Genomic DNA, 13,656 nt, shown 5'->3' on the forward strand with positions numbered 1-13,656 from the left:
CGTTTTTTACCGTGGAAGAAGAATATTGTTAATCAAGCTCACAAAAATTAGCTTGGTGCTGGGGGGCGTAGAAGTTAGGAGGATGTATTAGTCTTCTAATTCTCGCAATATTTTTACATACCAAACGGTAGCATTGGTGCTATAGCCCTACAGACTGGTAGCACTTTGATAATAACAAGAGAAAGGATCACGGACATGAGTAAAATCCTCAATACTGCCATATTATGTAGTCTTGCTTTAACGGGTGTGAGTGCCCAGGCAGCTATCGAAGAAGGCCAGTTAACCATTTGGATTAATGGTGACAAAGGTTATAACGGTCTTGCTGAAGTAGGTAAAAAGTTTGAAGCCGATACGGGCATTAAAGTCACGGTGGCGCATCCAGATAAGTTGGAAGAAAAATTCCCACAATTGGCGTCAACCGGTGATGGACCTGATATTGTGTTATGGGCTCACGACCGTTTTGGTGGTTATGCTCAAGCTGGTTTATTAGCTGAAGTGAAACCTTCTACCAGCTTTAAAGCTAAATTTGCGGATTTTACTTGGGATGCAGTGAGTTACGACGGTAAATATATCGGTTACCCGGTGGCGGTTGAGTCTCTTTCTCTTATCTACAATAAAGACATTATTAAGACTCCGCCTAAAAATTGGGAAGACATTGCCGCTTTGGATAAAACTCTACAAAAAGAAGGCAAGCACGCCATCATGTGGAACCTATCTGAACCTTTCTTTACTTGGCCTATCCTTGCTTCAGATGGGGGCTATGCCTTCAAATTTGAAAATGGCACTTATAACACCAAAGATGTTGGTGTGAATAACGCAGGTGCGCAAAATGCCATGAGCTTTGTTAAAGGCTTAGTCGATCAAAAAGTCATTTCTCCTGACGTTGACTACACCATTGCAGAATCAGGCTTCAATAAAGGCGAAGTGGCGATGACCATTAATGGCCCGTGGTCTTGGGCGAACATTGATAAAGCGGGCATTAATTATGGCGTCGCTAAGTTGCCGATGTTTAATGGTCATCCTTCAAAACCTTTTGTTGGTGTCTTGACGGCTGGTATTAACGCGGCGTCGCCAAATAAGGATCTTGCTGTCGAGTTCATTGAAAACTACATGTTAACCAAAGAAGGCTTGAAAGAAGTGAATGATGATACTCCACTTGGTGCCGTGGCGTTGAAAGCTTACCAAGCTGAGTTAGCCAAAGACCCGCGTATTGCCGCGACCATGGCAAACGCCGAAACTGGTGAAATCATGCCAAATATTTCGCAAATGTCAGCGTTCTGGTACGCAGAAAAAGCGGCCATTGGTAATGTGGTAAATGGTCGTCAAAGTGTGAAAGAAGCATTAGATACCGTTGCTGAGCGCATGACCAAATAAGGTTATTTATCTATGTGAAATAGGGAGGAAGTGCCTCCCTATTTTAAGGTCTGCACTCTTTATTATCCGTCTGCTTTATTTTGGGTTAAGGTTTCTTTTTTCTACGAAATTTATCCTTTTTCCATCAAGAGTGTTAATCCTATCTTTTTGTAAAATCAGATTTTTTAGAGAGTTTGCATTTTAATATGATTAACATTTGTGCAGTTTCCAGCGCTTTCGATTTTTACTTTATTAGGTTTATTTAAGCTGTCGGTAAAATATCGATATAGAAACGGAATTTATTATGTCATCGAATATTATGTCTTCTCATGCGGCGGCTTTATCTGAGTCACGCCCATTTCCTTGGTTAAAAACGGCGGTTCTCTCGGCGATTGGTCTATTAAATGGCTATGCGATTGTCTTGATGTACGCTCGTGGTGAGTTTGCCTTTGCCTTGCTGACCTTGGTGTTGGCCTCCATGGGGATTTACGTTTTTTCACGTAAACGCACTTACGCACACCGTTATATTTATCCTGGTGTGGCAGGGATGGTGCTGTTCATTATTTTTCCTCTTATTTACACCATTGGCTTAGCCTTTACCAACTACAGTGGTGCGAACCAATTGAGCTTTCAGCGAGCGCAAGGGGTTTTGTTAGAGCAAAGCTTTCAAAGTGGTGAGAGTTACAAATTTGAACTACGCCAATATGATGATGTGTATTCGATTGCTCTGCAACAAGGTGACCATTGGTTAGCCTCTCAACCGATTTCTTTGTCTGACGATTCAGTTAAGCAATTACAAGGGCACATTGCCTTAATGCCGGTCAGTGAACTACCCGGCAAAAAAGCGCCCTTGAAAGAGGTGATTAAACATCGTGCCGTATTGAGTCAATTGGCAGTTGAAACGCCCGAGGGTGTGGATTTGATTATGTCTGGGTTGCGTAAGTTTGCTCAGGTGAAACCGCTATATCATTTAGATGCTGATGGTGAAACCTTAGTTAACAATCAGACTGAACAAGTCCTGAAACCTAATCACGAGATTGGTTATTATCAAGCGGTGGATGCCGATGGGCAGTTTATTGGTGAGCCCATCACCCCAGGATTTATCGTTAACATTGGTTTTGATAACTTTACTCGTATTTTCAGTGACCCAGGGATCCAAGGACCATTCTTTAAGATCTTCGTTTGGACTGTGGTCTTTGCCGCGGCAACGGTTGCGCTTACTCTCGGTCTAGGGGTAATTTTAGCGCAAATCGTGTCTTGGGAAGCGTTGAAAGGCCGTGGCGTTTACCGTGTATTGCTTATCTTGCCGTATGCGGTGCCGGCATTCATTTCCATCTTGATATTCAAAGGTCTCTTTAACCAAAGTTTTGGTGAGATCAACCAATTATTGCAAGGCTTGTTCGGTTTAAGCCCGGCTTGGTTTACCGACCCGTTCCTTGCTAAAACCATGATCATTATTGTCAATACTTGGCTAGGTTACCCATACATGATGATCTTAGCGATGGGGATGTTAAAAGCGATTCCTGATGATTTGTATGAAGCATCCGCAATGGATGGCGCAGGCCCGATTGATAACTTTATGAAAATTACCCTGCCGTTATTGGTTAAACCTATGGTGCCGTTATTAATTGCCAGTTTTGCCTTTAACTTCAACAACTTTGTACTGATTCAACTATTAACCAACGGTGCGCCAGATATGATTGGCACCAGTGTTCCTGCCGGTCATACCGATTTATTAGTGAGCTACACCTACCGTATTGCGTTTGAAGGCGCAGGTGGTCAAGACTTCGGCCTAGCCGGTGCGATTGCAACCTTAATCTTCTTATTAGTGGGCGGCTTATCGCTACTGAATATGAAGTTCACTAAGTTAGAAACAGAATAAGGAGATTTAACATGGCTATGGTTCAACCTAAATCTTTGAAGTACCGTGTTTGGGTAACGCATATTGGAATGTGGGTTTTCTTAGCATTAATGATGTTCCCACTATTAATGGTGATTGCGATTTCCTTCCGTGAAGGTAACTATGCAGCAGGGGATTTGATTCCACGTAATCCTTCACTAGAACACTGGAAACTGGCACTAGGCTTTGATGTGGTACATGCTGATGGCACAGTCACTAAACCGCCTTTCCCAGTCTTGCTATGGCTGTGGAACTCAGTAAAAGTCGCGGGCTTAACCGCAATTGGTATTGTGGTGCTTTCGACTACCTGTGCTTATGCGTTTGCTCGTATGAAGTTTAAAGGTAAAACCGTTATCTTGCGCTCTATGCTGATTTTCCAAATGTTCCCAGCGGTTCTTGCTCTTGTCGCATTGTACGCATTGTTTGATCGTCTAGGGACTTACGTTCCATTCTTAGGCCTCAACACTCACGGCGGTGTGGTGTTTGCTTACATGGGCGGTATTGCACTGCACGTGTGGACGATTAAAGGCTATTTTGAATCGATTGATAACTCACTAGAAGAAGCAGCGGCCCTTGATGGTGCAACCCCTTGGCAAGCATTCCGCTTAGTCTTGTTGCCATTATCTGTGCCAATTCTTGCGGTGGTGTTTATCTTGTCATTTATTGCCGCAGTGACCGAAGTACCAGTCGCATCATTACTGCTGCGTGATGTCGATTCTTACACCTTGGCGGTGGGTATGCAGCAATACTTATACCCACAAAACTATTTATGGGGCGACTTTGCCGCCGCCGCTGTGTTGTCAGCATTACCAATCACCATAGTGTTCTTGCTGGCTCAGAAGTTCTTGGTGGGGGGCTTAACTGCTGGTGGGGTGAAAGGGTAATTCACTTCGCTTAGCGTAAAGGAAGCGCCGCAGAGTGCATCGATTCTGCGGCATTTTTTTATCTATATAGAGGCAGATTAGTTTGACAAAAATCACTCCGGTTCTGCAAATACCAATGTTCAAAAAGGCTGTTAAAAATCGGCATAAGAATCAAAAGAGGGCGCTAAATAGTGCTATTCAAGAGCTTTTAGATGATCGGTAGGATAGTAATTTATTTAGGGTTATTGAACTAAACCATTTTTATCCGATTAAGAAAAGTATGTTGAAACCTTGAACGTTTCTTAGGTTACTATTTTTTTACTCTATCTTGAAAATGCTCATGAGCTACATCTGAAATATCACAACCGATGTAGTTTCGATTTAATTTCCTAGCGGCAATGAGTGTCGAACCAGAACCAAAAAATGGATCCATAACTAACTCATTTTCAGTGCTACTTTGAGAAATAAGTACCTCAAGTAAGTCTACGGGTTTTTCAGTTGGGTAGCCTCTATAGACCCTTTTAGATTGAAGTATATCAGGCACACCTAAGTCATTGAGCTTACGCTTACCTTTCTCAAAGAAAAGTATGTATTCGTGCCGAGCTCTATAGTGATAGCCCATACCAATAGTGACCTTGTCCCAAACGATTGGTTTCCAAAATTTAAACCCTACTCTCTCAGCTATTGGCTTAATTACGAACATTGTTTCCTGATCGCAAAACAAATAGAAGTGAGAGTTTTTCTTTAGGACTCGGAACACTTCTTGTAAAAGACTTTCAAACCTCTCATTTGGGAAGATTTGAAACCACTGATTACTTGATGCCTTACTTACCTTTAATCTTGTCGTTGTCCCAATTTTCCGGTGTTTTTCCAATGATTCGTATGGTGGGTCAGTGATAACTAAGTCAACGCTAGCGTCAGCTAACGTTGAAAGCCATTCAACGGCATCTTCTTTAAAAACTTGCATTGAACCTCTATATTAAACTGCTACATGTTCTTCCATTACGATAGACATTCGAGGCTACACCTTTAGCAAGCCTGCGGCAATCAATACAGTAACTCTGGTAGCCATCGGGATTACGTGCAGTTTTGCGAGCCGGTGTTTTCCCAAAGTTAAACGGATATGGATGGAAAACATGTTCTCCTCCATTAGCGTCAGAACAATGAGGACAAGATTTGTATTTTTGACCAGTTGCTGGATCTATCTTGTGAATCATACCGATATTTAACCGTTTACCACAACAATTACATGCCATTTTGTATCTCCTATCAACGACTTATGCAAAGTGATAATAAGATAAAAATCATAGGTAAACTGCGATCTATGCACCCAATTTAGTAACCTAAGATCAAGCTAAGTGACGCGCGTTAGCTCATTCTTGCTTGAGCGCCTTGTATGCTTTTTGTTTGCTAGTGCTAGGATGTGCTCCTTTCTTTGATGATATTTTGTTAACCACAAAACTGTATGTGCTGATGGTTCTGGGTACTTTAAACGAATTGAGAGTTCTATAGAAAGAGCCTCGCTATCGTGCCAGAAGTCCAGACCCAAATGTTTAGCTAACTGAAAAACCCCTTTGATATTAGCACCCAAATATGCAGTTTGAATATATGCTGATGTTATTTGGTTCTTATCAAATTCTCTTGAAATTGATATAGCTAATAGCTGCTCAGACAACTTTCTTTTTAGCGTCAAATCGTAGCGTCCGGTGATAGTTCTAACCAGTTGCTGCTCAATAGTACTAGCACCTTGTTTGGTTCCTTTGATTAAATAGACATACACAACTCGAAAGAAAGATAGTTGATCAACACCGAAATGAACATTACCTCGATGGTCTTCTGACAGTTGTAAATAATACTTATATTCAGTAGGAAAGTGATGTTCAAGATCTATTATTTTATTCGTCACTTCTCGATTTAACCGCCTGAACTTAGAGCTGAAAATATAAAGCAAAGAAGAAGCTAACAGATAAGGTAAGGACAAAAGCAAGTATAATAATTTCAAATTTTTTCCCTACTCCAAGTCGTATCTCCATCTTGATCGGCAACCAGAGTAGAAAATACTCCTTCGAGTGTGCGTGTTTTATTTTGAACTGTAAGTTCGTATGAGTATGTAGACTCGCGGCCAAATCCGTCTTCTACTACATGCAAAAAAATTTTGTCCTTTGAGAAATAATTTTTCTGGATATAGCCATCAATAACACCACGACACCTATTAGTACCAATAAAGTCCCGCTCTCCATTGACTGAATTTTCATAAACTTTTTCAGTAGTACCCGAAACCTTGTTTCCTTCACACCATAAAATAGCGGTATAGCCCAATGTCATTCCTTTATATGGATTATATGCACTATTCTTTGTAATGTTTTTTAGGTGCCACATACCGTTAATGTTAGGTAAAGGAAAACACTTCTCCCTTATCAAAAAGAATAAAAATGTTAAAATACAGCCACCAATAATGGTTGCTAATACATCTACGAAAACACTTTCCATATATCGATCCCTCAAGTAACAGCTCACAATTTAATAGACGGAAAAAATCCGTCTAGTTTTTCCGTCTATCTTCTCAGACACTTTTTAGATCAGCAAGCTAACTCACTAAATTTATTAATAAAGTAGAACTTATCACATATTCATTCAGCATAAAGTGCGGAAATAATCCGTATAGTTCATTTAAGGCAATTCATGATGACAGATTGTGAATTTACTCAGTATCTAAAACTAACCGAAAACAGGAGTATTTAGCATGAGAAAATATATGGATAAGTTCATTATTGTGGCACTTATGCTGATACTTTCTTACTCGTTTTCACGTTAGTTTCATTGGTGTGAGAGATTCCGGATAACTCGTCCCTCGTTTCCAGAATAATGATTTTGAGTGACGCTTGATTTGTGCTTTTTGGGGGAGAGGGATCTTTTCGGGGCAAAAACGTTTTAGAAATAGCAGCGTATCGACTGCGATCACTGCCATTTTAGTATGCTGCTCTAATACTCAGTATTAAGTTTTATTACTTGGCATATCAGAGAAAAAATAAGGCCCTTGTCGAGCCTTATATCATGTTGTCAATTTTAATCCCAGTTAGGTGCGAAATCTGGATTCGCAAGACGATGATTACGATCGAGCGTGGCGATCTGTTTCATGTCATCTTCACTGAGTGTCACTTTTGAATATTCTAAGTTACTAGCCAGGTTCTTTTCCTTGGTGCTGGAAGGAATGGTGACAAACCCTTGTTGAATAATCCAAGCGAGTACCACTTGAGCGGGGGTTGCTTGATGATTTTTTGCAATGGAACAAATAACATCATCTTTTAGCACATCACCGTAAGCAAAAGGCATGTAGGCGGTGACTAAAATGTTGTGTTGCTGACAAAACTCAACTACGGCTCGATTTTGCAAGTAAGGATGAATCTCCACTTGGTTAGTGAAAATCTCACCGTCACCTAAAATCTCAATGGCTTGCGTCATTTGCGCAGTAGTGAAGTTAGACACTCCAATGTGACGGGCTAAGCCAAGGTCTTTTGCTTTTTTCAGTTCAGTTAGGTATTCGGTCATAGAAACGGATTCATCTTTTAATGGCCAGTGGATCAAAAGCAGATCCACATATTCCGTTTGTAGCTTGTGTAAACTCTCTTTTAAACTTGGTAAAAAATCGGCTTGGGCAAATTTATCCATCCAAATCTTTGTGGTTAAAAACAGCTCTGAACGATCAAGCTGGCTATCAGTGATAGCTTGACCCACTTCGGCTTCGTTACCATAAATTTGCGCGGTATCGATATGGCGATAACCAAGTTTTAGAGCCATTTCAACCGATTGATAAGCATCTTGACCTTTGAGGCGAAACGTACCAGCGCCAAGAGCGGGCATTAAATGGGAAGACATAGCGATCTCCTTGTTATAAATAAATGTCAGATAACTAGCACTGTACAACGTACTTAAGGGCTTTGCGACGATGTTCAAATTCTGATAAAGCCTCACTGAGCTGATCGAAGTTGACGGTATGAACAGGGTTGGCGATTAAGCTTCCGCTTTCAATTTGAGCCAGTAACGATTGGCCCGCTTGAGTTAATTCTAACCAATCTATCTCTAACCCTTCTTGATGTAAGGCACCAAGGGCAATTTCGTGCAAGGAAATACAACGCCCGAAAGCGGCAAGAGGCTGTGTATTGAGCCGACCTTGAATGCTTACACTATGACCATTTGCCTGTAATGCTGGCGCTAATTGTTGCGCACTGTCACTAGAGCGAGTGTCAAAAATGGCAAAAAATTGACGTTCATTAAATTGAGCATCCATGGCATAGCAATGGCTAGCTCCCAGTGCGGCCAACTGCTCATGACGGTTCGGGTTCGCGGTCACAGAAACCTGAAAACCTTTTTGAGACAGTAATTGGATTAAGTAACGTCCTACCGAGCCTGATGCGCCACTGACTAATACCTCACGGCCTGCTTTGGCGGGGACTTTTTCAACGGCTTGCCATGCGGTTAGCAAGGGGCAAGGTAAGCTGGCTGCGGTAATGAAATCCATCTCTTCTGGAATCGGAATAATCACTTTTGCTTGCAGATGAATATGCTTGGCAAAGCTACCATCACGTTTTAGATTTTGATGGTAAGCCACGCGAGCGCCCAGTAAATGCTCTAAACTTGATGAGCCTACCGCGGTGATAATACCTGCGCCATCAACACCGGCAATCTGACCATCGGATAATACGCCGCCATGTATCACTTTGTAATCCACAGGGTTTAATCCAATGGCTCGATTTTCTATGCGAACTTCATTATCCGCTAGGGGAGCTAGGGCTTTGTCGGTTAACTGCAAATCATGCGTTTTTGTTTGTACACACCAAGCTTGAGTGTCAAAGGTTTGATTCATATTCATACCTTATTGGTTTGCCGCAGAATAAGTAGGGTAATCGGTAAGCCCTTGTTCTGCGCCGCCAAATAGTGTGTCTGGGTTATGCTCGGCGAGTGGATATTGGTGTTTGATTCGAGTAACTAAATCTGGGTTTGCCACAAATGGACGACCAAACGCTACCATATCGGCAAAACCTTGTTCTAACGCTTGTTGGGCTTTTTCTGGGTTATATTTACCCGCTAAAATGATGGTTTGATCAAAAGCCTGACGTAGGTTTTGCTTAAATGAGATAGGGGTATCTGGAGCGTCATCCCAATCAACTTCCGCAATGTGAATGTAACCAATACCTTTGCGATTAAGCAATTTAGCCGCTTCGATATAAGTGACTTCAGGGTCGGAATCTACGGTGCCATTTAAGCAAGTGAATGGGGCAAGGCGGACGCCAACCCGTTCTTTACCTACCGCGGCCACTAATTGATCAACCACTTCACCTAAAAAGCGCAGACGATTTTCGGTGCTGCCACCATATTCATCCGTACGGTTATTTGCTTCAGAATCGATAAATTGATTAATGAGATATCCATTAGCTGCGTGCAGTTCAACACCATCAAAACCTGCTTCTAATGCATTTAGTGCCGCTTGATAATATTCAGCTTTCACATGCTCGATGTCATCATGAGTCATGGCTCTTGGTGTAGAACATGGCACAAAATTTGGCTGATCTTTTTCGTCGATAAAGACTTTCACGCCTTCAGCAGCAAGGTCACTGGATGAAATCGGTTGCACGCCACCGGTATTGCTTAAATGAGTGACTCGGCCTACGTGCCAAAGCTGGGCAAAAATTTTACCACCTTTGGCGTGTACCGCATCAGTGACGAGTTTCCAACCTTGGATTTGTTCGGCAGTATGAATACCAGGAGTCCAGGCATAACCCTGGCCAAGTTGGGAGATTTGTGTGCCTTCAGAAATGATAAGTCCGGCTTGTGCACGTTGTGCGTAATATTCCGCCATCATGGCATTAGCACAGCCATCTTTTGCACGTGAACGAGTCATTGGTGGCATAACAATACGGTTGTTTAAGGTGAGATTGCCTAATTGTACGGGGGTAAATAGATCGTTTTGCATAAGAATCCTATAAGTCATTTTCATGATGATGTTGTACATGGTAACAGAGGCTTTGTTTTTCATTAATATCAATAAAGACAAATAACTTTTGATTAAACTGCAAAAGAATTATGATGATGAGAGGACTTAAAAGGAAATGAAACAACATGATTAAAACAGAAGATTTACTCGCGTTTTTGGCTGTGGCTGAAAATGAAAGTTTTTCTAAAGCTTCGGCGAAAGAGAATATTCAAATTGCGACGCTGTCTCGTGCGGTGGCTCGATTGGAAAAACAGCTGGAGACGACTTTGTTTAATCGCACCACTCGAAAACTCGTCATGACGGAAGAAGGGGCGGTCTTTAAAACGTACGCTCAAAAAGCGATACAAACACTCGAATTGGGTCAGCAGCATTTACGTTCTCAGCAAACTGAGCCGGTTGGAAAATTACGGGTAGATTCAGCATTTCCTTTTATGGTGCATCAAATCGTACCGCATTTAGCGGAGTTTGAGCGTTTGTATCCGAATATTGAATTAGAATTGACCACCAATGAAACGGTGGTGGATTTGTTGGATAACAAAGTGGATGTTGCTATTCGTATTGGGGATTTAAAAGATTCAACCTTGCATGCACGTTCGTTAGGCCGTAGTCCACTTAAATTGGTGGCAAGCCCAGAATATTTAGACCACACGGGGGAGCCAAAGACAGTTGAGGCATTGTTTAAGCATAAATTGATCGGTTTTTCCCATTCTTCACATTTGAATCATTGGTATTTAAAAGAGGTGGATGAAGTGCCGAATTTTTCGCTTAAAGCCAGTAGTGGCGAGGTGATTAAGCAACTGTGCTTAAATGGATTGGGGGTTTGCGCGTTATCTTACTATATGATCCATAAAGAACTAGATCGCGGCCTCTTAGTGGAAGTACTGCCTGAGGCGATTATTCATCCTAATCGACGTGAATCAATACAAGCGGTGTATTACAAACAAAGTGCGTTGGCTTCAAGAATTTCACTGTTTCTAGATTTTATTCAAGATAAACTGAAATTACAGCCGTAGTTTCTCGTGATAGAAGGTGAAATTAATGAGGTAGAATTAAACCTATAAAGTGGGATTAAATCAGCCGTGCAGACACAAAAAGGGCTCTTAAAATGAAGCCCTTTGTCTTTATAGGTAGGAAAGGTTATTGAGTCGCCGCCTTGGCAAAATTGGCTAACGCTTGGCTCACTTTGCTGAGCACCTCATCGCAACCGCTTAGGTTATGTCGTTTGGCTAAATACTGTGGATCGTTATAAGTTAGCCAAACTTGGCCACCGTCATCTTCGGTGATTAAAGCCTTCTGTGGTAAATCGATAGCAAAAGATTGCTGGCAGGCCATTAAGGGGGAGCCGACTTTCGGGTTACCAAAGATCACCAATTGAGTTGGACGTAAAGTAATACCGACATTTTTGGCGCTTTGAGCGTGGTCAATGCGATTAAACACAGTCATTCCTTTGGCTTTCAAAGTGCTTACCAGTTTATCTGTCGTCGCTTGAACACTATGCTGGCTTTTAACCTGGATGAGTCCATTATCGCCGGTTGTGTTCGACATACTGGTCTTTGACATATCAGCCTCTGACATATCTACCTCTGAAACATTTGCCCATGTCACATTGGCAGTCACTAGAGTGCAGAATCCGAGTAATAGGGGGCTCCATGACTTCATATTCATCTCCTAAAATATAGTTGAGCGATCAGTATTCAATTTAGTATCCAGTCGTTAAAGCGCTTGGCGTTCTCGGATCGGAAGCGCCAAAGAAACCACCCTCATTATGCATAATGGATTGGGTACTGCCCATGGCCTCTTTCTCTACCACGTTTTGTCCTTTGGCTTTGAGCAAATTAATCGTATCTTGGTTTAAGCCTTTTTCAATGCGCAGTTCATCTGGTAACCATTGATGATGTACTCGCACTGCATTGGTGGCTTCAGCAATATTCATTTTATGATCAATGACATTCATGATGATTTGTAACGTCGTGGTAATGATACGGCTGCCACCAGGGCTACCGGTTGCCAATATTGGTTTGCCATCTTTAAACACCAATGTTGGGCTCATTGACGAAAGGGGACGCTTACCACCCGCTACCGCGTTAGCATCGCCACCAATTAAACCATAACCATTGGGGACGCCCGGTTTGGCAGAAAAGTCATCCATTTCATTATTTAAAAGAATGCCAGTGCCATTGGCGACCATGCCTGTGCCATACGAGAAATTTAAGGTGTAAGTATTGGAAATGGCGTTACCATCTTTATCCATCACCGAAAAATGGGTGGTTTGGTCACTTTCATAAGGCATTGGCTGCCCATGTTTGATGTCTTTCGCTGGGCGAGCTTTGTCTTTGGAAATCTGCTCAAATAAGGAATGCGCATAGTCCTTGCTGGTTAAGCCTTTCATTGGCACTTTCACAAAATCTGGATCGCCTAAATACTCGGCTCGGTCAGCGTAGGCCAATTTCATTGCTTCGGCCATCACATGAATGGTATCAGCGGTATTGTGTCCCATGGCACCGATGCGGTAGTTTTCTAAAATGTTTAAGATCTGGATGATATGAATGCCGCCAGAGGAGGGAGGAGGCATAGAAGCAATACTGTAACCGCGATAATTTCCCATCACTGGCTCACGAATCACTGCTTTGTAACTTGCTAAATCTTCAATGCTCATTAGGCCGCCAGCAGCGGTGACTGAATCGGCAATAGCCTTGGCGGTGGCTCCTTGGTAGAAACCATCACGGCCTTGTTCAGCTATGAGTTTAAGTGAGTGGGCAAGATCTTTTTGTATGAATTTATCGCCAATTTGATAATCCGCTTGGCCGTTATTTTTGAAGAAAACCGGTTTACTGCTGTCCCATTTTTGCAACCGTTCTTTTGCGCTTTGCAAAGAGGTATATAAATCCGGTGTTACAACGATGCCTTGTTCGGCCAGTTTGATGGCAGGAGCTATGACGGTTTTGAGATCCAAAGTACCATAGTTTTCTAAGGCGGTAATTAAACCATCTACCGTACCCGGTACTCCGACCGCTAAGCCATGAAAGCGCGATAACTCTTCAACTGCGTTACCGTCTTTATCAAGATACATATCTTTGTAAGCTTTTGCGGGGGCCATTTCACGATAATCGAGAGCAAAAGTGCGTTTCTTTTTTGCATCATAAATCATCATAAAACCGCCACCACCAAGGTTCCCGGCGCGGGGAAGGGTGACGGCTAAAGCAAAGCCAACTGCCACACCTGCATCGACTGCGTTACCGCCTTTTTGCAAGATTTCAACGCCAATTTTAGAGGCTAGCGCTTCTTGGCTCGCCACCATGCCGTGCTCAGCCCAAACGGGATGGAAGATACTTTCGCTAGAATAAATGGCGGGCGTTTGCGCAAAACTGGTTTGGCTGATGACGCTGGATATTGCGGTGATGACGGTGAGCGTGAGAAGGTGTTTGACTTTTTTCAGTGGTGTTTGGTTTCGATGACGTGATGATGATTGAACGAACAAATAGTGGTTAAAGTATGTTTTTATCATTGGGATCCCTCAGCAACGAAAAATTGGCTTTAGTTGCAAAATG

General features: G+C 42.3%; 12 protein-coding genes. 4 read left to right on the forward strand and 8 right to left on the reverse strand.

Annotated elements, in window-relative coordinates:
- Nucleotides 1-195 precede the first annotated feature (195 nt).
- The 3 genes from malE to malG all read left to right on the forward strand — a co-directional run bounded on the left by malE (nt 196) and on the right by malG (nt 4,137).
- Nucleotides 196-1,374: a maltose/maltodextrin ABC transporter substrate-binding protein MalE gene (gene malE / locus VCA1004_RS12490; RefSeq protein WP_086980779.1), complete on the forward strand. Its 1,179-nt coding sequence runs from the start codon at nt 196-198 to the stop codon at nt 1,372-1,374.
- A gap of 298 nt (nt 1,375-1,672) precedes the next feature.
- Entirely contained in the window at nt 1,673-3,235 is a 1,563-nt protein-coding gene (malF, locus tag VCA1004_RS12495) for a maltose ABC transporter permease MalF (protein ID WP_086981372.1), read from the forward strand.
- Between the two features lie 11 nt (nt 3,236-3,246).
- Nucleotides 3,247-4,137 (forward strand): maltose ABC transporter permease MalG, encoded by an 891-nt coding sequence (gene malG, locus VCA1004_RS12500; RefSeq protein ID WP_086980780.1) that lies wholly within the window; start codon nt 3,247-3,249, stop codon nt 4,135-4,137.
- Between the two features lie 289 nt (nt 4,138-4,426).
- On the opposite strand, the gene VCA1004_RS12505 is transcribed toward malG, so the two are convergent.
- The 6 genes from VCA1004_RS12505 to VCA1004_RS12535 form a co-directional block, all read right to left on the reverse strand.
- Nucleotides 4,427-5,083 carry a DNA-methyltransferase gene (locus tag VCA1004_RS12505; RefSeq protein WP_086980781.1) on the reverse strand — a complete coding sequence of 219 codons (657 nt, stop codon included), beginning with the start codon at nt 5,081-5,083 and terminating at the stop codon, nt 4,427-4,429.
- 387 nt (nt 5,084-5,470) lie between these two features.
- Complete coding sequence (locus VCA1004_RS12515; protein ID WP_086980783.1) at nt 5,471-6,118, reverse strand: transglycosylase domain-containing protein; 648 nt, start codon at nt 6,116-6,118, stop codon at nt 5,471-5,473.
- Nucleotides 6,115-6,606: a hypothetical protein gene (locus VCA1004_RS12520; RefSeq protein ID WP_086980784.1), complete on the reverse strand. Its 492-nt coding sequence runs from the start codon at nt 6,604-6,606 to the stop codon at nt 6,115-6,117. Before VCA1004_RS12520 ends, VCA1004_RS12515 begins: the two co-directional genes overlap by 4 nt.
- 576 nt (nt 6,607-7,182) lie before the next feature.
- Complete coding sequence (dkgB, locus tag VCA1004_RS12525; protein ID WP_086980785.1) at nt 7,183-7,992, reverse strand: 2,5-didehydrogluconate reductase DkgB; 810 nt, start codon at nt 7,990-7,992, stop codon at nt 7,183-7,185.
- A 34-nt stretch (nt 7,993-8,026) separates the two neighbouring features.
- Nucleotides 8,027-8,980: an alcohol dehydrogenase catalytic domain-containing protein gene (locus tag VCA1004_RS12530; RefSeq protein WP_086980786.1), complete on the reverse strand. Its 954-nt coding sequence runs from the start codon at nt 8,978-8,980 to the stop codon at nt 8,027-8,029.
- A 9-nt stretch (nt 8,981-8,989) separates the two neighbouring features.
- Nucleotides 8,990-10,087, reverse strand: coding sequence for an alkene reductase (locus VCA1004_RS12535; RefSeq protein WP_086980787.1), 1,098 nt, complete (start codon nt 10,085-10,087; stop codon nt 8,990-8,992).
- A 146-nt stretch (nt 10,088-10,233) separates the two neighbouring features.
- Here VCA1004_RS12535 and VCA1004_RS12540 point away from each other — a divergent pair, with 146 nt between their 5' ends.
- Entirely contained in the window at nt 10,234-11,121 is an 888-nt protein-coding gene (locus tag VCA1004_RS12540) for a LysR family transcriptional regulator (protein ID WP_086980788.1), read from the forward strand.
- 124 nt (nt 11,122-11,245) lie between these two features.
- Here the strand turns inward: VCA1004_RS12540 and VCA1004_RS12545 are convergent, their stop codons facing one another.
- Together VCA1004_RS12545 and ggt are read right to left on the reverse strand one after the other, a co-directional pair.
- Nucleotides 11,246-11,683: a DUF302 domain-containing protein gene (locus tag VCA1004_RS12545; protein WP_197715848.1), complete on the reverse strand. Its 438-nt coding sequence runs from the start codon at nt 11,681-11,683 to the stop codon at nt 11,246-11,248.
- A 124-nt stretch (nt 11,684-11,807) separates the two neighbouring features.
- On the reverse strand, nt 11,808-13,613 hold the full coding sequence (gene ggt, locus VCA1004_RS12550; protein ID WP_232012673.1) for a gamma-glutamyltransferase: 1,806 nt from the start codon (nt 13,611-13,613) through the stop codon (nt 11,808-11,810).
- Nucleotides 13,614-13,656 lie beyond the last annotated feature (43 nt).

The organism is Vibrio aphrogenes, from assembly GCF_002157735.2.
In the GTDB taxonomy this organism is placed as follows: domain Bacteria; phylum Pseudomonadota; class Gammaproteobacteria; order Enterobacterales; family Vibrionaceae; genus Vibrio; species Vibrio aphrogenes.

What these genes read in the sequence shown, in the direction of transcription:
- malE (WP_086980779.1), top strand. Translation starts at nt 196, where the DNA reads ATGAGTAAAATCCTCAATACTGCCATATTATGTAGTCTTGCTTTAACG.
- malF (WP_086981372.1), top strand. Translation starts at nt 1,673, where the DNA reads ATGTCTTCTCATGCGGCGGCTTTATCTGAGTCACGCCCATTTCCTTGG.
- malG (WP_086980780.1), top strand. Translation starts at nt 3,247, where the DNA reads ATGGCTATGGTTCAACCTAAATCTTTGAAGTACCGTGTTTGGGTAACG.
- VCA1004_RS12505 (WP_086980781.1), bottom strand. Translation starts at nt 5,083, where the DNA reads ATGCAAGTTTTTAAAGAAGATGCCGTTGAATGGCTTTCAACGTTAGCT.
- VCA1004_RS12520 (WP_086980784.1), bottom strand. Translation starts at nt 6,606, where the DNA reads ATGGAAAGTGTTTTCGTAGATGTATTAGCAACCATTATTGGTGGCTGT.
- dkgB (WP_086980785.1), bottom strand. Translation starts at nt 7,992, where the DNA reads ATGTCTTCCCATTTAATGCCCGCTCTTGGCGCTGGTACGTTTCGCCTC.
- VCA1004_RS12530 (WP_086980786.1), bottom strand. Translation starts at nt 8,980, where the DNA reads ATGAATCAAACCTTTGACACTCAAGCTTGGTGTGTACAAACAAAAACG.
- VCA1004_RS12535 (WP_086980787.1), bottom strand. Translation starts at nt 10,087, where the DNA reads ATGCAAAACGATCTATTTACCCCCGTACAATTAGGCAATCTCACCTTA.
- VCA1004_RS12540 (WP_086980788.1), top strand. Translation starts at nt 10,234, where the DNA reads ATGATTAAAACAGAAGATTTACTCGCGTTTTTGGCTGTGGCTGAAAAT.
- VCA1004_RS12545 (WP_197715848.1), bottom strand. Translation starts at nt 11,683, where the DNA reads ATGTCAGAGGCTGATATGTCAAAGACCAGTATGTCGAACACAACCGGC.
- ggt (WP_232012673.1), bottom strand. Translation starts at nt 13,613, where the DNA reads ATGATAAAAACATACTTTAACCACTATTTGTTCGTTCAATCATCATCA.